This window comes from Microcystis sp. LSC13-02 (assembly GCA_002282935.1).
Classification (GTDB): domain Bacteria; phylum Cyanobacteriota; class Cyanobacteriia; order Cyanobacteriales; family Microcystaceae; genus Microcystis.
Genome location: MTBT01000177.1, coordinates 9608 through 33825, shown reverse-complemented (window position 1 = coordinate 33825; position 24218 = coordinate 9608). Strand labels below are relative to the sequence as shown.

The window sequence follows — 24218 nt, the reverse complement described above, 5'->3', positions numbered from 1 at the left end:
TACCGGGTCGCGTCAACCCCATTCAGCGACCATTCTAAAAAGGTGGCGTGGTGAGGAATCGCCGTCCGTTTTACGGCGGCGAGGATGTCAATTAAAGCCGATGGACTAGAAGCAATGGCGAATAGTAGTGGAATAGGCGATTAAAGGAGTGAAACCTGTGCAAATATTCACAACAATCCCCGGTTTACGCACTTTTTTGGCTGATTATCGTCTTGATCGCAGTATTGCCCTTGTGCCAACCATGGGCGCTCTCCATAAAGGTCATGCTAGTCTAATTCGGCGCGCAGTGGCCGAAGCGGAGATAACTGTGGTCAGTATTTTTGTTAATCCTCTACAATTTGCTCCCACAGAGGATTTTTCTCGCTATCCCCGCAGCCTTGACAGCGATCGCCAATTGTGTGAATCCTTGGGAGTTGCTGCTATTTTTGCTCCGAGTGCGGAAACTTTAGGAATTGGTGATTCTGAGGAGATAACCGCAGTTATTCCCCCGATTTCTCTGACTAGCGGTTTATGTGGTGCTTTTCGTCCGGGGCATTTTCAGGGAGTAGCCACAATTGTCACCAGGTTATTTAATATTATTGCACCGACGATCGCCTATTTTGGCGAAAAGGATGCCCAACAGTTAGCGATTATCCGGCAATTAGTCAGGGATTTAAATTTAGCGATCGAGATTCGCGCTTGTGCTACAGTGCGAGAAACATCGGGATTAGCAGTTAGTTCTCGCAATCAGTATCTATCGACCGCAGAAAGGGAAAAAGCGACAATTATCGTCAAAAGTTTGCAATTAGCTCTCGAAAGTTTTCATTTAGGGGAAAGACAAAGGGAAAAACTACTGGCTATTGTTCAAAAAAATCTCGACAGAGTACCAGAATTTCGCTGTCAGTATCTGGATTTAGTCCATCCCCAGAGTTTACAACCGATCGAGCAGATCGAGACAGATGGCTTGTTAGCGATCGCCGGTTCGATCGGTCAAACCCGTTTAATTGATAATATTATCCTGCGTCAACGTCGGGCAGTTATCGCTATTGATGGGCCTGCTGGAGCGGGAAAATCCACAGTCACGCGCTTAGTAGCGGAAAAATTGGGGTTAACCTATCTCGATACCGGTGCGATGTATCGCGCAGTGACATGGTTAGTGGTCAATTCCGGTCTGGATTTGTCCGCAGAAGCGGCCATCGCCGAGTTATTATCTTTAGCGAAGATAGCAATAATCCCAGCCGATAGTCCCGAAAATGCGACTATAGTGAAGATTAACGGGCAGGATGTGACTTTAGAGATTCGCTCTCCCGCAATTACCGCGCAAGTGTCCAGAATTGCCGCTCAAAAAGCGGTGCGACAGCAGTTAGTCACCCTGCAAAGAGAGATGGGAATGTCAGGGGGAATAGTCGTCGAAGGTCGGGATATTGGTACTAATGTTTTCCCAGAAGCGGAATTAAAGATTTTCTTGACAGCAACACCCGAAGAAAGAGCCAGAAGAAGATTGAAAGACTTAGAAGCGCAGGGAAATGGGGGTATTAGTCTCGCAGAATTAACCCAAGAGATTGAAAAAAGGGATTATTTGGATAGTAATCGCTCCCTAGCACCCCTGCGAAAAGCCGCAGATGCGATCGAAGTTAATAGCGATCATCTCAGTATTGCAGAAGTCACGGAAAAAATCATTGCTCTTTATCATCAAGGAGAAGAAAATCAATGGAGAAGCCTCTAGTTTTTTTAGATACTGATGTTTTGATTTCTTATCTACGAGGAGATCTAGCCAGTGTACATTTATTCGATCGAGTATTTCTCGATCGCGTTTGTCTTGCTATTAATGCGATTGTTTTACAAGAGTTATTATTTTTAGCAGAAGTTCGTAATCATCCTGAAATAGTCGATCGGATTCAAGAAAAGGTGACTATCTTGGATTTTGATTTAGTTAAACTTGATAAATATTGGCAAAATGCTAGAGATATTCGCAATATTTTGGCAGACTCGAATGATGTTTTAATCTTAAGTAGTGCCGCTAATTGTGATTATTTAGTTACCTACGATCAACAACTTAAAAAAGCCTCTAGTTATCTATCTAACTCTAAACCGATGGTAGTAACAACTGAACAATTATTAGAGGTTATCGATCAAGAAAATATAGTTCCTTCTAGCCTCTCTTGCCAAGGATATAAATCGTCAAATTTCCCCTTAAACAAGGTGATTTAGGGAGATAATTATGAAGTTAAATTCCCTGACTATCAAATCTATCTGTTTAACGGTAACTTCCTTGATAATTATCGGCAGTCCAGCTATATCTTTAGCCGATCATAGATCACCAATAACTTTAGCTTCTAGGGATTTATCAAACCAGCAACAGGGACGAACAATTATTCTTAATGGTCGTTCTTTCTCTATTCCTTGGCGACAGTGGACAGTAGGAAATAGTACCAGAATTGCCATAAGTGACACGGGAGCAAGACAATTATTCGGCATGGATTTTCTTAGCACAAATGATCCGAAAAAGCAACCGATAAGCTGGTTTAATTTACAAACTTTATCAGCTAATTTTATCAATTCCGATCGCTGGCTAGACGTTACGGATATTTTACTAACAACGGGTGCAACAACCACTATTAATGGCGATAGTTTAACTATTAACTTTCCTGCTCCCCAGATTCAAGATATTCAGCTAGAAAATTATGGAGCAGTACAACGGATTATTATGCAACTCGATCGCCCGACCTTTTGGCAAGTTAGTCAGGCAAAAAATCAAGCAGTGATTACCCTAGAAGGAAATGCCCAGCAATCGCTTATCTCTAGGTTTCAACCCCAAACTAGCAGCAACAGTAACCAAAATAACGATGAAGATGATCTAGGCAACTCCAATAATAACTTACCCACTCAGATCACTTCCTTAGAAAATAATGGAGTGATCAGTCGTTTAAAAATCAATCTTCCCACTGCCTACGGATTACAGATCAGCAGTGTGGATAATCCTCCCCGAATTATTATTGATTCTCGTCCCGATGCTATGGATGAAAAGCGCATTGTTTGGCAACCAGGGTTAATCTGGAATCAAAAATATATCCAGTTAGACAAAGATTGGTTTCCCGTGACTTGGTTAGAAATCGATCCCAGAAATCCTCAGATAACTATTAAACCAATTACCGCTAATTCCACCTCAATGCGCGGCACTAATCCCCTGATCGCGATTAATAGCGAAAGTAATGCGGTAGCGATGATTAATGGCGGCTTTTTTAATCGTAATAATCAGTTACCTTTGGGGGCAATTCGTGTCGATGGCAAATGGTTATCCGGACCAATTTTAAACCGAGGAGCGATCGCATGGGATAATCGTGGTCAGATCAGGATCGATCGCCTCAGTTTAGAGGAAACTCTCATTACTGCCACTGGACAACGTTTTCCCCTAACCCAGTTAAATAGTGCTTTCCTGACAGCCGGCTGCAGTCGTTATACTCGCGATTGGGGAAGTAATTATCATCCCCTCACCGAGCGCGAAACTGGGTTAGTCGTCCAAGGCGATCGCATAACGGAGAAATTAAATAATCTTTTCCCACAGGATAGTATCGCCACACCAGAAAATGGTTATTTAGTCATCTGCCGAAAGACAGAGATTAATTTAAATATTGGTGAAAGAGTCAACCTCGATAGCGTCACCCTACCGAGAGATTTTGCTGATTATCCCCAGATTTTAGGTGCTGGCCCCCTATTATTGCAGAATGGACGCATAGTTTTGGACGGAAATGCCGAAAAATTTAGTCCTGCATTCCAAAATCAACAGGCTTCCCGTAGTGCGATCGCCGTCAGTCGAGAAGGAAAAATTTTGCTAGTGGCTATCCATAATCGTGTCGGGGGAAGGGGGGCAACTTTAGGCGAATTAGCCCGAATTTTGCTGTTAATGGCGGCAAAAGACGGTTTAAACCTAGATGGGGGTAGTTCCACCGGGATAGCCTTGGGGGGTTATCTGCTCGATCGCTCTGCCGTTACCGCCGCAAAAGTCCATAATGGAATAGGGATATTTTTGTCCCCGTCTCCTTGAAAGGTGTGAAAACAATGGATAATAGCGACTGGATTAAACAATTGCTGCTGATGGGTATTGGCACTACTTCCATGGTGGCAGAAAAGATCAAAGAAGTGAGCGACGAATTAGTAAAAGACGGTAAAATCAATTCCGATCAGGCTAAAAACTTTGTCGATGATCTGATGACACAGATGAAGTCTGAACAGGGGAGCTTCGAGAATAACTTAGAACGCTATATCCGCAATATCTTGCAGGATTTAGGGGTTCCCCGACAATCGGAAATGGACGAACTGCGAGGAAGGATTGATAGATTAGAACGGCAGGTGAGAGACTTAGAGAATAAACTCTGGCGTTAGGGAATTATGAAATCAATGCGCGAAATCTTGCTCAGTTTTGCTATCATTGCGGTTTGTGGCTTATTTTTAATCGTTGCTTCCCTCTTTGGTGGGGGGGAAAAAACCAATGCGATCGCCGCAGAAATCGAGCCACCCGCTATCACTCAAACTATTAATAAGGAAATCATCTCCATGGATTTAGATCAAGCAGTCACCACCGATTCGGGACTAAAATACATCGATATCGTGGAAGGAACTGGAGAAAGTCCTCAAAAAGGTCAAAAAGTGACTGTTCACTACACGGGAACCCTCACAGACGGCAAAAAATTCGATAGTTCCAAAGATCGCAATCAACCTTTTACCTTTACCATTGGAGTTGGTCAAGTGATCAAAGGATGGGATGAAGGAGTGGCATCGATGAAAGTCGGTGGGCAGCGTACCTTAATTATCCCCCCAGAATTAGGTTATGGTGCGCGGGGTGCGGGTGGGGTGATTCCTCCCAACGCGACTTTACTTTTCGATGTGGAATTGTTGGAAGTTAAATAGGTTTTTCTTCTGATTTCTTCCCTTTACCCGCATCGATCCTGAATGCGGGTTTTTTACTGGTTAATCAGGAAGATTTAGTAAATTCTAGACCGTTTTCGCTACCGTAACGTTCCATAAAACGCATAAAACGATCCCACTCTGCGGGAGAATTGAAAATAACCGTAGCTTCGATCGCTGTGGGTTTACCGTTGATGAATTTGCCTTTTACTTCCCTGGTGACGATTTCCCCTTCTTCATCAATGAGATACATCCCCGTGATTTCTTCAGTTTGTTGATCTCCGAGGATAGTCGGTTGCTCAAAATAAAATTTTGCCGATCCTTTCTCCCCCGTTTTAGTGCGACTTAAGCGGATATCGGGAACAACAGGTTCTTTTAAACCCTTGGAAAACTGAATTTCTGCCATTACTTTTCTTTATCCTTGTCATGAAATACACATTTCTAGATCATCTCACACCAAGTCGCAAGTAAAAAGCAGATGGGACAGCATAAGCTCAAAATATCAATACCAATATCATTTTTCCTTATTCGTAGCAGGCCTATCCATTAGTCATACTAAATCCTATTTAAAAGGTATAGGAGAGTGGGGAGTGGGGAGTGGGGAGCGGGGAGCAGGGAAAAACAATCCATAACTTGGGAGTTAATCACACTATTAAAAACGGATTCGGTGTCATATCTTTCTTAACATAAAATTTGACAAAAAGACAAAAGTGTGCAAAGTGGCTCAAGTTGGTTCTCTGGAGGTTCTGTCCCTTCTCAATTAAAACTTTTTATTGCGCTGACTAATTACGCCTGTTTTAGCTTACTTGTGTCCTTAAATAGTTCTTTTACTGCGTCAAATCACACAAGTCTTTGTATAAAGGTTGTACGATCATAGTCAGACTAAATTAAATTGTTGCCATTGTTTCCCGCTTCTCGTCTAGACTGTGTTGGGATTTGTCAAAGCTAATTGCAATAGTGATCTTTTGCAGCCAATGGTTTTTTAAGTCTGTTAGCACCCTATGTCTGTCCTAAATAAAAAAAATCTTAAGCTGGAAACTCTCAACCTGTCTCAAAAATACCAAAAAACAGCCTTCTGGCAGAGGGTTTGAGGGTGAGGGCAATTAACCATCTCTGCCATTACCTTTGAAAAATTTGACTTAAACAAATTATGAATAGATATGCAGTCTATTAGCAGTTATCTTAACAGTGAGATACGAAGTTTCTGGTTTTAGAGAAAGACGGAACGGCGGAACGTCGGAATATTATCTGATCGTCCAGAAATGATGACAAATACCGCCATACTTCATCTTCATGATAAACGCTATAATCTGAAAGTTGTTACCCGTTGCTCATCATGAAAAAACTTACTTATTCATTGCTCCCCCTGGGGATTACTGTTGGACTTTGCCTAAACATTGCCCCTGCTTCCGCCAGTTTGATAGTACGAGAATCCATTTCCAACGCCGCCCTTTCTATTGACGGTTTTGGAAGCCTCTCCAACAGCGGAATTATTCAGGCCAATATACCCACAGGTTCTACTATTAAGAGGGCTTATCTCTATGCCGCCTCCGTCTGGGATATGAGTCCAGTTTACGGAGTAACTTTTAACGGAAATTTGCTCTCCTTGTCTTCAGCAACTATTCTTAGTCCGAATAGTAACCCAGCTACCACTGCCCGTTGGGATGTCACCAATATCATCGCTGCCTCTTTTACGGGAGGATTGCAAAACTTTAGCATTACTGAAAATGGGCCAATCCCAACTAACGATGGTGCGGTTCTTGTCGTTGCCTATAGTAATCCTTCTACCCAAGGTTTTACCTCAGTTATCTTAGACGGGGAACTAAGCACCGGGGGAGACACGAGCCAGTTTAATTTTGCCAGTCCTTACACTGGAGGAGATTTTCTGGTTTCACTCGCTTCTAGTTACAGCCTTCAACCGACGAGTGAGCAATTCACCCAGATTGACGTAACCACTAATTCGACCAATAATCGACGATTGAGCACAAGTGCAGGAGGACAGGATGACGGTCAAGGAGCCAACGGAGCCTTAATAACTGTTGGGGGAATAGGTGATGACCCTGCTAACCCCGGCCCATTCGCTTCCTCCTTACTTGGACCGAGAATCGATGATGAATACTATAACCTCGCTCTCGGTAATAGCGATAATGCCGCTCCTTTTATCTCACCTGGAGATACCTTCCTGCGCTTAACAACACAGAACCCAAGCAATGATGATAACGTTTTTGGAATGTTTATCACCAGTGAGTTTAAGATGACTGCCACTCCCGTCCCCGAACCATCCATGACACTGGGTATTTTCGGTATCGGTGCCATCGGTATCTTACTATCTCGTCGTGGTAAAAAATCCTAAGCTGCCCGCGAATTTAAATTGCTTGTTGAGATGAGGCAAGAGTGCCTCTTGCCTCCTACTCCCCTCTCCCAGAACGGGAGAGGGGTTGGGGGTGAGGGCAATTAACCATCTCTGCCATTACTCTTGAAAAATGGTATTGTACTAAATCCGGTTATTAAAGACTGATTATTCATTCCCCCTTTTGCATGAGTGCCTCTTGCATGAGTGCCTGTCCTCATAAGTAGCCTATAGAGTCCTTACCCAGTATGGATTAGAGCGAATTAGCCAAAATACCTGTAATTCTTACCCGTGAAGCGTCACAAGAGAGATACCAAATAGGTTCTATACTCAACAGATTTAGCACAAATAAATTCACCCTAAGAGACTCTCGGACTGCAATCAGTGACAAAATCAAGGCTATGATCGATCACTGATAACCAATAACTGAGATGAGATGGTTTTATTAGAAGCAGCGGTTCATTCTTCCCTACGCGCTTTTTTACGGGAACAAGGGCGCTTTTACTGGTCTCATCATCTCACTATGGGGCGACTGGTGGCCAGAGCCTTACGCCTAAAACGTTCCTCTCTCATACAAACTGGAACTACTCTCACCCGTTATTGTCTGAGTTATCTCACCCCAGCTCTTTTAGCTGATACACCTGTTCTAGTTGTTGCCCCAGAGTCAGAAGTAAACCTACTGTTGGAAGTGGAAATCCCCCATCTGCAAGCATGGTTACAAACTCAGCGAGATATCCTCAAAAGTGATCGCTTTCCCGCTAATTTTACGGGTTTACTCCTCACCACACCCCAAAAATGGTTAGAGGATAAATTGGGCAATCTCGGTCATTTTCCCCAGAATATCCCCACAATAATCGATCGAGCCGAAGATTTAGAAACTTGTCTAGTAGATTATCTCACCGTCACCATTACTCCCGAACAGTGGTTCGCTTTAGGGTCAGCATATCCCCAGCATAGAGAGTTTATAGACTTAATTAAAGCACAACTTAGCCAAAGTATTCTTGGTCATCCAATTAATCCCTATAATTGCTATCTTATTGATGCCAAAGAAAAAGAATATATAATTGCTCTCCTGCAACGCTTGGATCAAGACTTAGCCACTGATTCTGCTTGGCAACTTTTAGCGGCAAAAATCCCCGAGCATAATTATCTCCTCTGGACATCAGTAGATCGAGATCGAGAAGAATTTACCCTAAAAATCAGTCCTCTGGAAGTGGCTAGTTTTCTCAAACCAATTTGGCAGCAGCAACCCTTTGTTTTAATCGGCAGTTTTTTAGATAGCGAAAAATCCGCTAATTTATACCGCCAAAATCAGGGTATCGGAGATATTTTAACTCTAAAGTTTGCAGCTGATCGCGAAAGTGAATATATTCATTTATATCTACCCGATCGCATCAGCGCCCCCAACACACCCGAATTTCAACTGATGTTATTAAAGCAAGTGCGAGAATTAGTTAGTGCTAATCATACCAGTGAACAACCGATCGTGATCCTGATTGAAGATGTTCCCCTCAAGGCACAAATTGCCACCCAAATCGCAGCCGATTACGGTTCGCGAGTGCAAGTGGAAAAAACTGAGATTAATAATAATACTATTCTGGTTTGTGGTTGGCAATTCTGGCAAACCCATCAAGAAAAATTTCCGACTCCCAGTTTATTAATTATCGCTACTTTACCCTTGCCATCCCCCGAAAATCCTCTCGTTGCTGGCAAAATTGCTTACTACAAACGACAACATCTCGACTGGTTTCGTGCCTATCTTTTACCCACAGCAGTGAGGGAAATTCAGAAATCTGTCCAGTCTCTCCGGGAGTGTCAAGGTTGTGTGGCTGTCCTCGATAATCGTGTCAATGCCCGCAGTTATGGCCGACAAATTCTCTCCGCTTTAGAACCCTATGCTAAAGTTAATTATCTCGATCAACAATTTTTTCAAGATAAAGATTAAATCAGTTATCAGTTATCAGTTTGCTGTTCACTGATAAAATCTCCCCCAGAGCCATATTTCCAACTGTCTAAATAACGATGGTAAAGATATTTTTGCTTGTCGGGTAACTTTTCTAAAACAGGTTTTAAGGTGGCTGCCAAGGGATATAAACCACTATACAAAGCTAAATTAAAATAATGTCCCGTCCAATCGATAAAAGGACTGATACCTACTTGCGGAATCATCGGTAAAACTAATTGAGGATTAACCAAAGGCAAAGTTTTTGAGAGGGAAGAAAACTGCACCACATCCTGTAAAAACGGTTTTAATACCTCATCTCCCAACTTATCCATTACCCGAAAAACTCCACTCATTAAGTCATTAATTTGATTGGGATTAGGGTTAGCATCTATCTGGACACTCATGGTTTTTTGAAATAGCCACGTTACCGATATATTAGGTTGATAGGGTTGTAAAAGGGCTAAATATTCTCGGTTTAGAGCATCGATTTGTAAAGCTTCCTCGATGGCGAAAGTTAGCCTTTTTAAATGCCTGACCATTGCCCCAAAACCACCAAAACTTACCGGAGATTGACTACCGCTACTATCTCCCACTGCCAGAATTCTTTCCCAAGGCATTTTTAAAGGACTTTGACGATAGGCCGGGAAAAAACCCGCTAGAAAACGCTGAAATTTTATCGCTTCTAAATCCACCTTTTGATACTCCGGCAGTAATCTTAAATACTCCTCCATCAAAAATTCTAAACTAAAGCGATCGGGATGGGTATCGAGATAGGTAAATAAATAAGTTGTCCGACCATCCCTAGCGGGAAATGCTTCCCAAAAGTATTGACATTGGTGCAAGATTGGGGTAAAAGAATAAATCAAATCACCAGTTTCATTACTGGGAAAACCCTGACCGCAACTACCCACCACTAAACAAACTCCATCGGGTTTTTCTCCTTTTCTTGCCTGTTTTGCAATTGGCGAAAAATGACCCATCGCATCGATTAATAAACGGGTTTTTAAAGTTACTTCTCCCGTTTTAACCATTACTCCATCGCCATGAACAATTGCCCCGCTAAACCCCGAATTTTCTAATAACTTTCCTCCCGCTTCTAAAAACTTAGTTTTTAAGGTCTCTAGCAAATAAACCGGATCAACACCGATATTTAAAATATCTCTAACCCAAAGCTCATAACCTTGATAAAATCCCACCCTCGCAGGATTATATTCCGTCGCTATCGCTTGATTTAATTCAGCTTCTGTCAATAAATCTAACTCTAAAAAACTGCTTAATTCTAAACGTGAAATATTCCACTCCTGCTGACGACCGCGCAGAATACCTCTTTCTAATAATGCCACACGCCAGCCCCTAGTTTGCAAAGCAGCCCCGATAAAAATTCCCAAAGTTCCCCCCGCAATCACTAGATCAAAATCCGTCTCTCCTAAAAATTCTTGACTTTGATTAATTACCGTAGGAATAACTGGATTTTCTAAGCGCAAAGCTTGCCAAGCTCGATCGCTGGCTCGCAATTGTTGTAAACTCTGAGGAGATACTCGATCGAGTAAAGATGCAACTAAAGACATAATCTTATATCAGTTATCCGTTATCAGTTACCAGTTATCAGTTATCAGTTACCAGTTATCAGTTACCAGTTATCACCATATCCAGAGGTAAAAACTATTTAGATTGGAAAAACTTTTTCCCTGCTTCAACGAGTTTATTAATATCCTTGAGAGAAACTCCGAAAATCGCTAAAACTCCCGTAAATACTAACAAAAAACCGATAAAACTATTCCGATCATAGAGGAATAAACCCACCAAAACGATAAAATAGGGAGAGAGAATTTTACTAATATTTTCAACGACAGTAACCACCTCTGGCGGGGGAGTCTCAACAAGATTAATATCAGTTTTATCCTGATCGGGTTCGAGATTTTGCTTAATCGAAAACATCACCTCCTGTAGGTCTTTTACCTCCGGTGGGTTCGGTTCTTTCGCTGGTTTGCCAAACATTGTTAACTCCCTCGCCAATTTATCTATATCCTCTATGGTAGCCAAAAAAAGGGCAAGCAGGAAAAGCGCGAGCAAGTCGAGAAATTCTCAGCGTAATTTTCCTTAACAATCCCCTCGGCCGCGGCTGCTATAATCAGAGGAACAACTCCCAAGTTCGTTAACGGTACAAAAAAACTATGAATACCAGTCCAGACCGTGTGATTATCTTCGATACCACCCTTCGAGATGGGGAACAGTCCCCGGGTGCCGCTTTAAATGTGGATGAGAAGCTAACCATAGCGCGCGCACTGGCACGACTGGGAGTTGATGTCATTGAAGCGGGTTTTCCCCACGCTAGTCCGGGGGACTTTGAAGCGGTTCAGAAAATTGCCGCCAGCGTCGGCAGCGAAGCTGATAGCCCGATTATTTGCGGATTAGCCCGGGCTACCCAAAAAGACATCAAATCTGCCGCCGATGCGCTCAGACCCGCCGCCAAGCCCAGAATTCACACCTTCCTAGCCACATCCGATATCCACCTCCAATACAAACTTAAGAAGACCCGTCAGGAAGTTCTTGAGATTGTGCCGGAAATGGTGGCCTATGCCAAATCCTTCCTTAATGATGTGGAATTTTCCCCCGAAGATGCCGGCCGCAGCGATCCGGAATTCCTCTATCAAGTCCTCGAAAGAGCGATCGCCGCAGGAGCCACCACCGTTAACATTCCCGATACCGTCGGTTACACCACCCCCAGCGAATTTGGGGCTTTAATCCGGGGAATTAAGGAAAATGTCCCCAATATCGACCAAGCGATTATCTCCGTCCATGGTCACGACGATTTAGGGTTAGCGGTGGCTAATTTCCTCGAAGCAGTTAAAAATGGCGCTCGACAGTTGGAATGTACCATTAACGGTATCGGTGAGCGCGCCGGTAATGCTTCCCTAGAAGAATTGGTGATGGCCCTTCATGTCCGGCGCTCCTATTTTAATCCTTTCCTTGGTCGTCCCCCAGAATCCACGGAACCTTTAACCAAGATCAACACCAAGGAAATCTATCGCACTTCTCGCCTAGTTTCTAATCTTACCGGCATGATCGTGCAACCGAATAAGGCGATCGTCGGTGCTAACGCTTTCGCACACGAGTCGGGAATCCATCAGGACGGGGTGTTAAAACATAAACTCACCTATGAGATTATGGATGCAGAATCGATCGGTTTAACCCATAATCAGATCGTTCTCGGTAAACTCTCCGGCCGCAACGCTTTTCGCTCTCGTTTACAGGAATTGGGTTTTGAACTTTCGGAAACGGAACTTAATAACGCTTTTATCCAGTTTAAAGAAATGGCCGATCGCAAAAAGGAAATCACCGATCGCGATCTGGAAGCGATTGTTAACGATGAAATCGATACCGTTCCCGATCACTTCCGCCTTGAATTAGTACAAGTGTCCTGTGGAAATAGCGCCCGGCCCACGGCCACGGTAACGATTCGCAATCCCGACGGTAGCGAGTTATCCGATGCGGCCATTGGTACAGGGCCAGTGGATGCTCTCTGCAAAGCGATCAATCGAGTGGTGAAGATTCCTAACGAATTAATCTCTTTCTCGGTGCGGGAAGTTACCGAGGGAATCGATGCTTTAGGAGAAGTGACTATCCGTCTCCGTTACGAAGGACGCACCTACTCCGCTCACGCGGCCGATACCGATATTATTGTCGCCTCCGCTCGCGCCTACGTCAGTGCCTTAAACCGTCTCCACGTCGCACTGCAGCAGAAGGAAAAAACCCCAGAAATGGTCCAAGTCTAGATAGGGTTTTAGGGTGTTAGGGTTTTAGGGTTTTAGTTGAAATTCCCCCACTTCCCCACCACCCCACTTCCCCCCGCAACGCGCACGCAGTGACCACCCCATCACCCCACTTCCCCACTTCCCCACCACCCCACTTCCCCCCGCAACGCGCACGAAGTGGTCACCCCAATTCATAATTCATAATTCATAATTCCCACACCCCATGGCGCTGTTGGAGAAAATCTTAAATTTGTCTCGCAAATTTCTAAAATGTTGCTAAGTTAATATTATGAGCTTGCGCTCTGATTAATCATGGTGCAGATGTACCAGAAACAGATTCCCGTAAAAGCAATGAGGGATGAAATTTATCCGTAAGAATCCGATCAAATTAAATACAATGGCTAAGGACCAAAGGAATTAGCAAAGGCAAATAGGAATGCTGTTCCCCTTGCCATTGGGAACAGTTAACCCACCCCATAATTCCTTTGATTGTTAGTTATCTGGTCAACACCGCAGACAATCGGGTGATCGGATTGCAGTCCTCCAGCCATTTACCCAATTTTTGCAGGAGCCAGATTATGAGTTGACCGAGCTAAAACAGCATTCCGTGTCGCTAAAATCGCATCGACACAAAAGAATTTAAGCAAAGATCTTCTCCCATTTGTTGTAATTAAAGCTACAATCGGAAAAGTCTTTCCCCGTCTCGGATTGGAGACACAAATTCGTTCAGTATCACCTAGATTGAGATTCGATCTTCTAGTTTTGCACAGAAGGAGCAAGAGGAAAACGGCATGACGCAGGCCCACGATGTACTAACCCTTACCGAGCCGCAATTGGATTTAGATTTGATTGACCTAGACGAGGACTTCGATGATGAGGATATCGAGTTAGAGCTAGAAGAAACCAGCGATAGCAACGATGGCAAAAAAACCCGCCGCCTTGCCAGCGCTCGTCGTCGCGACGCAGCCAGAAAAAAACCCTATACGGAAGATTCGATTCGGATTTATCTGCAAGAGATCGGCAGGATTCGGTTATTGAGAGCGGAGGAGGAGATCGAATTAGCGAGAAAAATCGCCGATCTACTGAAATTAGAACGTATTCGCGAAGATTTCCGCCTCTATACCGATGCTGAATGGGGAAAACAGGTTTTCTTGTTCGAGCGCATCGAAAAAATTATCGCAGAAAAATCGGAAAAAGAACCGAAATTATCGGATATTAAGGCTTATTTAGGTAAGACGGAGCTAATGGCTCCCCTGGTGGAAGAATGGCTGGCGAAATCAAAGGAATACTTATCGGCCTTTAAGCGTCGATTGTACCATGGTCGTCGCGCTAAGGAAAAAATGGTACAATCGAACCTGCGTTTAGTGGTTTCCATCGCCAAGAAATACATGAATCGCGGTCTTTCCTTCCAAGATTTAATTCAAGAAGGTTCCCTCGGTTTGATCCGCGCCGCCGAAAAATTCGACCACGAAAAGGGTTATAAATTCTCCACCTATGCCACTTGGTGGATTCGTCAAGCCATCACCCGGGCGATCGCCGATCAATCCCGCACCATTAGACTTCCCGTCCACCTCTACGAAACCATCTCCCGGATCAAAAAAACCACCAAGATTCTTTCTCAGGAAATGCGTCGCAAACCCACCGAGGAAGAAATCGCCACCAAGATGGAGATGACCATTGAAAAACTGCGTTTTATTGCTAAATCTGCCCAATTACCTATTTCTCTAGAGACTCCCATCGGTAAAGAAGAAGATTCCCGTTTAGGAGACTTTATCGAAGCAGATGGGGAAACCCCAGAAGATGAAGTTTCTAAAAATTTATTACGCGAGGATTTAGAAAACGTCCTCGATACCCTTAGTCCTCGCGAACGCGATGTGCTGCGTCTGCGCTACGGTTTAGATGACGGCCGGATGAAAACACTCGAAGAAATCGGCCAGATTTTCAACGTCACTCGCGAGCGCATTCGTCAAATAGAAGCCAAGGCCCTGCGGAAACTGCGTCACCCCAACCGTAATAGTATCCTCAAAGAGTACATTCGTTAACTTCCCGCTCTTAAAAAACTGGCAACTGAGTCTCCTTGAGGCTCAGTTTTATCGTCATCTACACGTCCCCATCTGTGGGAACCTAATCCTGAAAATATCTCCGGGGTTGCCCCAATCTTGTCCAGAAAACTCTTGCAACAAATAGCACAGATCTGTTATTATGGTTTGTCTGTGTCCCGATTAACCATACCAGTATTGAGAACAAGAAACGACTGTGGCTAATACAAAGTCTGCACTCAAACGAGTCCAAATCTCCGAAAGAAATCGTCTACGCAACAAAGCGTACAAGTCAGCCGTAAGAACCCTGATCAAAAAATGTCTTGTCGCTGTCTCAGCCTACGGAGCCAACCCCAGCCCAGAAGGGCTAGAAAACGCCCAACAAGCTCTATCGGAAGCTTACAGTAAAATCGATAAAGCCGTCAAGCGCAACGTCTTGCACCGGAACAACGGCGCTAGAAAAAAAGCCGGTTTAGCCAAAGCCTTGCAAAAAGTTAGCCAAGCTTCCTAAGAAACGATTAAGCTGTAATCAGAACAGACGCAACAAGCGATCGGGGGTCGATGCAATTAATAGATACGCACGTTCATTTGAACTTTGACGTTTTGCAAGCCGACTTGCCCGCTATCTCCGAACGTTGGCGAAGTGTGGGAGTCGTTCATCTGGTTCACTCCTGTGTTCAACCAGAGGAGTTTGCGGCAATTAAAGCCATTGCCGATCAATTTGAGGAAATTTCCTTCGCCGTCGGTTTACATCCCCTAGATGCCCAAAAATGGCGAGATAATAGTGCCGATCAGATCGAATCCCTAGCCCGATCTGATCGGCGCGTCGTGGCGATCGGGGAAATGGGTTTAGACTTCTATAAAGCGGATAATCAAGAGCAGCAAAAACAGGTCTTTTGGAGGCAGTTAGAAATCGCCCATCGTCTCGATAAACCCGTGATTATCCATTGTCGAGATGCAGCCCCGACAATGCGGGAGGAAATCAGCGCCTTTCGGCAACAAGTGGGCAAAATTGGCGGCGTGATGCACTGCTGGACTGGCAACCCCGAAGAAACTCAATGGTTTTTAGATTTGGGTTTTTACATCAGCTTTAGCGGCATTGTCACCTTCAAAAACAGTAAAACCGTGCAAGCTGCCGCCCAAATTGTCCCTGGCGATCGCATCCTGATCGAAACCGATTGCCCCTTTCTCTCACCCAATCCCCACCGCGGTAAACCTTGCGAACCCTCTTTCGTCTTCCATGTGGCCGAAACCGTCGCCCGTCTGCGCGGCTATCCGGTCGAAACCTTAGCCGAACAAACCACCCAGAACGCCCGCAACTTATTTCAACTCCCCAGTTAAAAAACATAGTTTATTAGCACAGAGCAGGGGACGGGGAAATGGGGAAATGGGGGAATTCAACTAAAACCCTAAAACCCTAACATCCAACACCCAACCCCTAAAAACCTCGATCTCCGAGAGCAATTCCCCACCGTCGCTATCGTGTCATCAGCCCTTGTAACCCTATGAACAATCTTACCTTTAACCTCTTACCCGACCTCATCGAAATCCAACACTCCAGTTTTCGGTGGTTTTTGGAAGAAGGACTAATCGAGGAACTGAATAGCTTTTCCCCCATCAGCGACTATACAGGTAAATTAGAACTACATTTCCTCGGGCAGGACTACAGACTCAAAGAACCGAAATACAACGTCGATGAAGCCAAACGACGCGATAGCACCTATTCCGTTCAGATGTACGTTCCCACCCGTTTAATCAACAAAGAAACGGGAGAAAACATCGAACAGGAAGTCTTTATCGGCGATTTACCCCTGATGACCGAACGGGGAACCTTTATTATTAACGGGGCCGAACGAGTCATCGTCAATCAGATCGTCCGTTCCCCCGGTGTTTACTACAAAGCCGAAATCGACAAAAACGGTCGCCGTACCTACTCCGCTTCCCTGATTCCCAACCGAGGAGCTTGGTTAAAATTTGAAACCGACAAAAACGGCTTAGTCTGGGTCAGAATCGACAAAACCCGCAAATTATCCGCCCAAGTTCTCCTGAAAGCGATCGGATTGAGCGATAACGAAATCTTTGACTCCCTACGCCATCCCGAATTCTACCAAAAAACCCTCGACAAAGAAGGCAATCCCAGCGAAGAAGAGGCCCTCCTCGACCTCTACCGCAAACTACGCCCCGGAGAACCTCCCACCGTCACCGGCGGACAACAACTGCTCGAATCGCGCTTTTTTGACAATAAACGCTACGATCTCGGGCGCGTTGGTCGTTATAAACTCAACAAAAAACTACGCCTCAACGTCCCCGATAACCAGCGCGTTCTCACCACCACCGACATTTTATCGGCGATCGACTACCTAATTAACCTCGAATTTGACATCGGCAACACCGACGACATCGACCACCTCGGCAACCGTCGCGTCCGTTCCGTGGGTGAACTGCTCCAAAACCAAGTGCGAGTGGGTTTAAACCGCTTAGAAAGAATCATTCGGGAACGGATGACCGTCAGCGAATCCCAAAACCTCACCCCCGCTTCCCTAGTCAACCCGAAACCCCTAGTAGCGGCGATTAAAGAATTCTTTGGTTCCTCGCAACTCTCCCAGTTCATGGATCAAACCAATCCCCTAGCGGAATTGACCCATAAACGCCGCATTTCCGCCCTCGGCCCCGGCGGTCTCACCCGGGAACGGGCCGGTTTTGCCGTGCGCGACATCCACCCCTCCCACCACGGTCGCATTTGTCCGGTGGAAACCCCAGAAGGTCCCAACGCCGGTTTAATCGGTTCCCTGGCCACCTACGCTCGCGTCAACGACTACGGTTTTATTGAAACCCCCTGTTATGTGGTGGAAAATGGCCGAGTACGCTATGATCTCCCCGTTAAATACCTAACCGCCGACGAAGAAGACGATCTGCGGGTAGCACCGGGAGACGTGGCCACCGATGAAAATGGTTATATCCTCGGCGAAACTATCCCGGTGCGCTATCGGCAGGAATTCTCCACCACTTCCCCCGAACAAGTGGACTACGTTTGCGTTTCCCCCGTCCAAATTGTCTCGGTGGCAACTTCCCTGATTCCCTTCCTCGAACACGACGACGCTAACCGCGCCCTCATGGGTTCCAATATGCAACGACAAGCGGTTCCCCTGCTGCGTCCCGAACGTCCCCTTGTGGGTACCGGATTGGAAGCACAGGCCGCTCGCGACTCTGGCATGGTCATCGTTTCCCGTACCAATGGGGTCGTTTCCTACGTCGATGCTAACCGGATTCGCATCAAAGTGGCGGATGAAGACAAAGAGATTTTCGGCAAGAGCGAGATCGAGTACGAAATTCAGAAATATCAACGCTCTAACCAAGATACCTGCTTAAATCAGCGTCCTTTAGTCTATCAAGGGGAACAGGTTGTCCCTGGGCAGATCCTCGCCGATGGTTCCGCCACCGAAGGAGGGGAAATCGCCCTCGGCCAGAATATCCTCGTCGCCTATATGCCCTGGGAAGGCTATAACTACGAAGACGCAATTTTAATCAGTGAAAGACTGGTGGCACAAGATGTCTATACCAGTATCCACATCGAAAAATACGAAATCGAAGCCCGTCAAACTAAACTTGGACCAGAGGAAATCACCAGGGAAATTCCCAACGTCGGTGAAGATGCCCTGCGAAACCTCGATGAACGCGGCATTATTCGCATCGGTGCTTGGGTAGAAGCAAGCGATATCCTCGTCGGGAAAGTCACCCCGAAAGGCGAATCAGACCAACCCCCCGAAGAAAAACTACTGCGGGCGATTTTCGGCGAAAAGGCACGGGATGTACGGGATAACTCCCTACGCGTCCCCAACGGCGAAAAAGGCCGGGTAGTAGATGTGCGGGTATTTACCCGCGAACAGGGGGATGAATTACCCCCCGGGGCCAATATGGTGGTGCGGGTCTATGTTGCCCAAAAACGCAAAATCCAAGTGGGCGATAAAATGGCGGGTCGTCACGGCAATAAAGGGATTATTTCTCGCATTCTGCCCCTAGAAGATATGCCCTACCTCCCCGATGGTCGTGCCGTCGATATCGTTCTCAATCCCCTGGGGGTTCCCAGTCGCATGAACGTCGGTCAGGTGTTTGAATGTTTACTGGGTTGGGCCGGCGAAAATCTAGGCGTACGCTTTAAGATTACTCCCTTTGACGAAATGTACGGGGAAGAAGCCAGCCGTTTAACCGTCCACGGATTGCTAGAAAGTGCCTCGAAAAAACCCAATCGCGATTGGGTGTTCAAGGAAGAACACGCCGGCAAAGTCACCGTTTACGATGGTCGCACCGGGGAACCCTTTGACCGTCCCGTTACCGTCGGTATGGCCTATATGTTAAAACTGGTTCACCTGGTTGATGATAAGATTCACGCCCGCTCTACCGGTCCCTACTCCTTGGTTACCCAGCAGCCCTTGGGCGGTAAAGCTCAACAGGGGGGTCAGCGCTTCGGAGAAATGGAAGTCTGGGCCCTAGAGGCCTACGGGGCGGCCTATACCTTGCAGGAATTGCTAACGGTAAAATCCGATGATATGCAAGGACGGAATGAGGCTTTAAATGCGATCGTAAAAGGCAAGCCGATTCCCCGCCCGGGTACGCCAGAATCCTTTAAGGTTTTGATGCGAGAATTGCAATCCCTCGGCCTCGATATCGCCGTTCACAAGGTGGAAAATGCTCCCGATGGTACTTCCCGCGATGTGGAGGTGGATCTGATGGTCGATGTCGGTCGTCGCGCCCCCTCTCGCCCCACCTACGAATCCTTAACCACGGAAGACCTTGAAGAAGAAGAATCGGAAGTGTAATTTCAGTAATCAGTAATCAGTTATCAGTGAGAAGTCAGGAGTCAGTAGTCAGGAGACAGGAGAGAATTTTCCAGGAAAAAGCAAAAAAAAGGACAGTAAAGTAAAAATTTGCCTATTCCCTATTCCCCGTTCCCTATTCCCTGTTCCCTTTTCTAACTGATAGCTGAATGCTGATGGCTGATAGCTAATAGCTGTTTAATTATTACTGGGATCGAGATGTTTTATAACCAAACTGTTGACAAAGGAAAACTGAAAAAACTGATCGCTTGGACCTATCAAAACTACGGTTCGGCGCGCTGTTCACAAATGGCCGATGAATTGAAAAACCTCGGGTTTCGTTTCGCTACCAAAGCAGGGGTTTCCATTAGTGTGGATGATTTAACCGTACCGCCGGCTAAACGACAGATGATCGAAAGTGCCGAACAGGAAATCCGGCAAACCGAACAGCGTTATGTGCGCGGGGAAATCACCGAAGTGGAACGCTTCCAAAAAGTAATCGACACTTGGAATAGTACATCCGAATCACTTAAAGATGAAGTAATTCGCAACTTCCAAGTTACCGATCCCCTCAACTCCGTCTATATGATGGCTTTCTCCGGGGCGCGGGGTAATATGAGCCAAGTGCGTCAGTTAGTCGGAATGCGGGGATTAATGGCTAATCCCCAGGGGGAAATTATTGACCTCCCGATTAAGACTAACTTCCGGGAAGGATTGACCGTTACCGAATACGTTATTTCCTCCTACGGGGCGCGCAAAGGGTTAGTTGATACAGCCCTACGGACGGCAGATTCCGGTTATCTGACCCGTCGTCTCGTCGATGTGTCCCAAGATGTCATCGTCCGCGAGGCAGATTGTGGCACCAATCGTTACATCGAATTAACCGCAATGACCGATGGCGATCGCGTGTTAATTCCCTTAAGCGATCGCTTATTAGGTCGTTCCTTGGCCGAAGATGTGGTGGTCAATGGAGAAGTGATCGCCACCCGCAACCAGATTATCGATGACGAAACCGCCGAAAAACTCGGACGACTCGTCGATAAAATCAAAGTCCGCAGCCCCTTAACCTGTGAAGCAGCCCGCTCGGTTTGTCAAACCTGTTACGGTTGGAGTCTGGCCCACGGTCATCCGGTGGATATGGGGGAAGCAGTGGGGATTATTGCCGCCCAATCGATCGGGGAACCGGGGACTCAGTTAACCATGCGTACCTTCCACACTGGGGGCGTATTTACCGGAGAAGTAGCCCGGCAAGTGCGGAGTCCCTTCGAGGGAACCGTGCGTTTTCTGCCGGGGTTAAGTATCCGTAACGTGCGAACTCGCCACGGGGATGAACGGGATCAGGTGGAGGCCCCAGGGGAAATTAAATTAACACCCAAGGATAAAACCAAAGAAACCGTCACCTACTCTTTGACTCCGGGATCGCTGCTATTCGTCACCGATGGGGCAACAGTAAGCGAGGAACAGTTACTAGCGGAAATTACCTCCGATAAAGTCCAAAAATCCACGGAAAAAGCCACAAAAGACGTAACCAGTGACTTAGCCGGCGAGGTGCTATTCTCCCAATTAGTCCCAGAGGAAAAAACCGATCGCCAAGGCAACACCACCCGCATCGCCCAACGGGGGGGATTACTATGGATTCTCTCCGGAGAAGTGTATAACTTGCCAACCGGGGCCGAACCCGTGGTCAGTAACGGCGATACAGTACAAGTGGGGGATGTGCTGGCGGAAACTAAGCTGGTATCCACTAACGGCGGTTTGGTGCGTTTAGCCCCCAATAGCCGGGAAATCGATATCGTCACCGCTTCCGTGTCCTTGGATCAGGCCGAAGTAAAAGTAGAAAGTAGTGCCGGTCGGGAACAATTTATTATTCATACGGTCGATGGTCAACGCTTCCTGCTGAAAACCACTCCGGGGACAAAAGTACAGAATCATGCCATTGTCGCCGAGTTAATCGACGATCGCTATCAAACCCACACCGGCGGCATGATTAAATACGTCGATATCGAAGTCTCCAAAGGCAGCCGCAAACAGGGTTATGAAATCACCAAAGGCGGCACGATCCTCTGGATTCCCGAAGAAACCCACGAAGTCAATAAAGATATCTCCCTCTTACAGGTGGAAGATGGACAGTATGTGGAAGCAGGGGAAGAAGTGGTTAAAGACATCTTCTGTAACTCTAGCGGTGTGGTGGAAGTCATCCAGAAAAATGACATCCTCCGGGAGATCATTGTCAAACCGGGGCTGTTATTTATGGATATCGAACCGGAATCCTCCGGAATTGCCCAAGAACAGTTAATTTACCCTGGGACACAGTTAACTCCTGAAGTCACGATCGAGGAGTTACGGCAAGCGGAATGGGTGGAAACTAACGAGGGTTTGGGATTACTACTGCGACCAGTACAGGAGTTCACCGTAGAGGACCAATCCACTTCTCCCACCCAAGGTTCCGCTAACCAAGAAGGAGGACGACATATCGAACTGCGATCGGTGCAGCGCATTTTCTTTAAAGACGGGGAAAGAGTTAAATCCGTCGAGGGTTGTCAACTGATCAGCACCCAATTAGTCCTAGAAATTTCTAGCGAAGAACCAGAATCGGTCTCCCATCTGACGGCCGATATCGAGTTAGAACCGATTGAGGACAGGGATTGTCAGCGTTTACAGTTAGTCATTCTTGAATCTCTGGTGCTGCGTCGAGATAGTGATAATGATCCTTTAGGGGGTAATATTCAGACTCGCGTTCTCGTCCAAGATGGCGATGAAATTCCACCGGGGGCAGTGGTGGCCCGGACCGAAATCCAGTGTAAGGAAGCTGGGGAAATTCGCGGGATTCGCAAGGGCAGCGAAGCGGTACGCCGTCTTTTAATTGTCAGTGACCGTGACGAGTTTATTCTCCCGCTCGCTGTTGCTCCCACCGTCAAAGCCGGGGATCTGGTAATCGCCGAAGCTGAGATCGCTGCCAAAGTTTTAGCCCCCAATTCCGGTCAAGTGCTGGCCGTTGACCAAACCACCACCGGCTATGAAATCCGTTTGCGTAAGGCCCGACCCTACCGAGTATCGTCCGGGGCAATTCTGCATATCGATGAGGGGGATTTAGTCCAACGGGGCGATAATTTGGTCCTGTTGGTGTTTGAGCGCTCGAAAACTGGGGATATCATTCAAGGTTTGCCGAGAATCGAAGAACTGCTCGAAGCCCGCAAACCGAAAGAGGCCTGTGTCCTGGCACGCAAACCGGGAGTTTGTCAAGTGGAGTACCAAGATTCTGAGATCGTCGATATTAAGGTGGTCGAGGATGACGGCACGATCAGTGAATATCCGCTTTTAGGCAGTCAAAACCCTCTGGTGAGCGATAATCAGCGTATCGATGTGGGTCAGGCGTTAACCGATGGTCAGGCTAATCCCCACGAGATTTTAGAGGTGTTCTTTAATTATTATGTGGATAGCTTGGGCAGTTACGAGGCAGCCCTGAAAGCTTTGGAAAAAACCCAGATGTTCCTCGTTGATCAGGTACAGTCGGTCTATCAATCCCAAGGGATCGATATTGCCGATAAACATATTGAAGTGATCGTGCGTCAGATGACTTCTAAGGTGCGGATCGATGACGGTGGCGATACCAGTATGTTACCTGGGGAATTGTTGGAACTGCGACAGGTGGAGACGGTAAACGAAGCCATGTCGATCACCGGTGGGGCGGCAGCTAAATATACGCCTGTACTACTGGGGATCACCAAAGCTTCCTTGAATACCGATAGCTTTATCAGTGCCGCCTCCTTCCAAGAAACCACCCGCGTCCTCACCGAAGCTGCGATCGAAGGCAAGTCCGACTGGTTACGGGGTCTCAAGGAAAACGTGATTATCGGTCGTCTGATTCCGGCGGGTACTGGCTTCAATTCCCACGAAAACATGGCGGGGATCAGCGATTACACCCCCCCAGAGGAGGAATATAACTACAACAATCGTAGCTATTACGCTCCCCCCAGCAGCCTCGGCTTGCCCCCTCGTCCCGGTTTCGGCGATAGTAGTGAGGATAGCGATATGATTCTTGACGATCAAACCGCTCGCGCCTACGCTGAGGGTGATGTGGTCGATTTAGAGGATGATGAGATGGCTTTCCTCTCTTCCCGCGGCAGCAGTCGCTTTAGTCGCCAACCCATCAGCGATCGCTGGTCAGAACCGGATGAGGAAGGGGGAGAGGACGATTTCGAGGAGGATTACGAAGAAGAATAATCGTCTGTGGAGATATTACAAGGAGGAGTGGCAGGAAAAACCCCTGTTATTTCCCAAAAACCTCCTCCTTCTCTCCCAAAACTCCCTAATTTTCTGGCTAACTCACCTCAGTTTGGCATTGACATCCTCGCCGCCGTAAAACGGACGGCGATTCCTCACCACGCCACTTTTTTAGGGTGGTCGCGTCAATGGGGTTGACGCAGATAG

General features: G+C 46.5%; 17 protein-coding genes. 14 read left to right on the top strand and 3 right to left on the bottom strand.

The genetic code is table 11. The features are described from left to right. Positions 1-157 precede the first annotated feature (157 nt). Genes BGL89_RS10660 through BGL89_RS10640 form a run of 5 tightly spaced genes read left to right on the top strand, consistent with a single transcriptional unit; the run spans position 158 to position 4887 of the window. Positions 158-1705 carry a bifunctional pantoate--beta-alanine ligase/(d)CMP kinase gene (locus BGL89_RS10660; RefSeq protein WP_286825688.1) on the top strand — a complete coding sequence of 516 codons (1548 nt, stop codon included), beginning with the start codon at positions 158-160 and terminating at the stop codon, positions 1703-1705. Next, on the top strand, positions 1690-2190 hold the full coding sequence (locus BGL89_RS10655; RefSeq protein ID WP_286825687.1) for a type II toxin-antitoxin system VapC family toxin: 501 nt from the start codon (positions 1690-1692) through the stop codon (positions 2188-2190). Before BGL89_RS10660 ends, BGL89_RS10655 begins: the two co-directional genes overlap by 16 nt. A gap of 10 nt (positions 2191-2200) precedes the next feature. Beyond that, positions 2201-4024, top strand: a complete 1824-nt coding sequence (locus tag BGL89_RS10650) for a phosphodiester glycosidase family protein (RefSeq protein ID WP_286825686.1) — start codon at positions 2201-2203, stop codon at positions 4022-4024. Between the two features lie 14 nt (positions 4025-4038). Further along, on the top strand, positions 4039-4362 hold the full coding sequence (locus tag BGL89_RS10645; protein WP_002758682.1) for a phasin family protein: 324 nt from the start codon (positions 4039-4041) through the stop codon (positions 4360-4362). A 6-nt stretch (positions 4363-4368) separates the two neighbouring features. Beyond that, positions 4369-4887, top strand: a complete 519-nt coding sequence (locus tag BGL89_RS10640; RefSeq protein WP_286825685.1) for an FKBP-type peptidyl-prolyl cis-trans isomerase — start codon at positions 4369-4371, stop codon at positions 4885-4887. A gap of 64 nt (positions 4888-4951) precedes the next feature. On the opposite strand, the gene psb28 is transcribed toward BGL89_RS10640, so the two are convergent. Next, positions 4952-5290 (bottom strand): photosystem II reaction center protein Psb28, encoded by a 339-nt coding sequence (psb28, locus tag BGL89_RS10635; RefSeq protein ID WP_002758684.1) that lies wholly within the window; start codon positions 5288-5290, stop codon positions 4952-4954. A gap of 930 nt (positions 5291-6220) precedes the next feature. Here psb28 and BGL89_RS10630 point away from each other — a divergent pair. After that, the gene (locus BGL89_RS10630) at positions 6221-7237 is read left to right on the top strand and encodes a PEP-CTERM sorting domain-containing protein (RefSeq protein WP_286825684.1); all 1017 of its coding nucleotides are present in this window, start codon (positions 6221-6223) and stop codon (positions 7235-7237) included. Positions 7238-7670: 433 nt separating this feature from the next. Further along, positions 7671-9179, top strand: coding sequence for a helicase C-terminal domain-containing protein (locus tag BGL89_RS10625; RefSeq protein ID WP_286825683.1), 1509 nt, complete (start codon positions 7671-7673; stop codon positions 9177-9179). Between the two features lie 8 nt (positions 9180-9187). On the opposite strand, the gene BGL89_RS10620 is transcribed toward BGL89_RS10625, so the two are convergent. Then, positions 9188-10747, bottom strand: a complete 1560-nt coding sequence (locus BGL89_RS10620; protein ID WP_286825682.1) for an FAD-dependent oxidoreductase — start codon at positions 10745-10747, stop codon at positions 9188-9190. 94 nt (positions 10748-10841) lie between these two features. Next, entirely contained in the window at positions 10842-11177 is a 336-nt protein-coding gene (locus tag BGL89_RS10615) for a hypothetical protein (RefSeq protein WP_286825681.1), read from the bottom strand. A gap of 176 nt (positions 11178-11353) precedes the next feature. Here BGL89_RS10615 and BGL89_RS10610 point away from each other — a divergent pair, with 176 nt between their 5' ends. The 7 genes from BGL89_RS10610 (at position 11354) to BGL89_RS10580 (ending at position 24209) form a co-directional block, all read left to right on the top strand. Next, entirely contained in the window at positions 11354-12955 is a 1602-nt protein-coding gene (locus BGL89_RS10610) for a 2-isopropylmalate synthase (RefSeq protein ID WP_286825680.1), read from the top strand. A gap of 770 nt (positions 12956-13725) precedes the next feature. Continuing rightward, positions 13726-14976 carry an RNA polymerase sigma factor RpoD gene (gene rpoD / locus BGL89_RS10605; RefSeq protein ID WP_304392495.1) on the top strand — a complete coding sequence of 417 codons (1251 nt, stop codon included), beginning with the start codon at positions 13726-13728 and terminating at the stop codon, positions 14974-14976. Positions 14977-15190: 214 nt separating this feature from the next. After that, positions 15191-15484 (top strand): 30S ribosomal protein S20, encoded by a 294-nt coding sequence (rpsT, locus tag BGL89_RS10600; protein WP_286825679.1) that lies wholly within the window; start codon positions 15191-15193, stop codon positions 15482-15484. 50 nt (positions 15485-15534) lie between these two features. Continuing rightward, positions 15535-16314, top strand: a complete 780-nt coding sequence (locus BGL89_RS10595) for a TatD family hydrolase (protein WP_286825678.1) — start codon at positions 15535-15537, stop codon at positions 16312-16314. 164 nt (positions 16315-16478) lie between these two features. After that, positions 16479-19790: a DNA-directed RNA polymerase subunit beta gene (gene rpoB / locus BGL89_RS10590; RefSeq protein ID WP_286825677.1), complete on the top strand. Its 3312-nt coding sequence runs from the start codon at positions 16479-16481 to the stop codon at positions 19788-19790. 216 nt (positions 19791-20006) lie between these two features. Then, on the top strand, positions 20007-24011 hold the full coding sequence (locus tag BGL89_RS10585; protein ID WP_286825676.1) for a DNA-directed RNA polymerase subunit beta': 4005 nt from the start codon (positions 20007-20009) through the stop codon (positions 24009-24011). Positions 24012-24017: 6 nt separating this feature from the next. Then, positions 24018-24209 (top strand): hypothetical protein, encoded by a 192-nt coding sequence (locus tag BGL89_RS10580; protein WP_286825675.1) that lies wholly within the window; start codon positions 24018-24020, stop codon positions 24207-24209. Positions 24210-24218 lie beyond the last annotated feature (9 nt).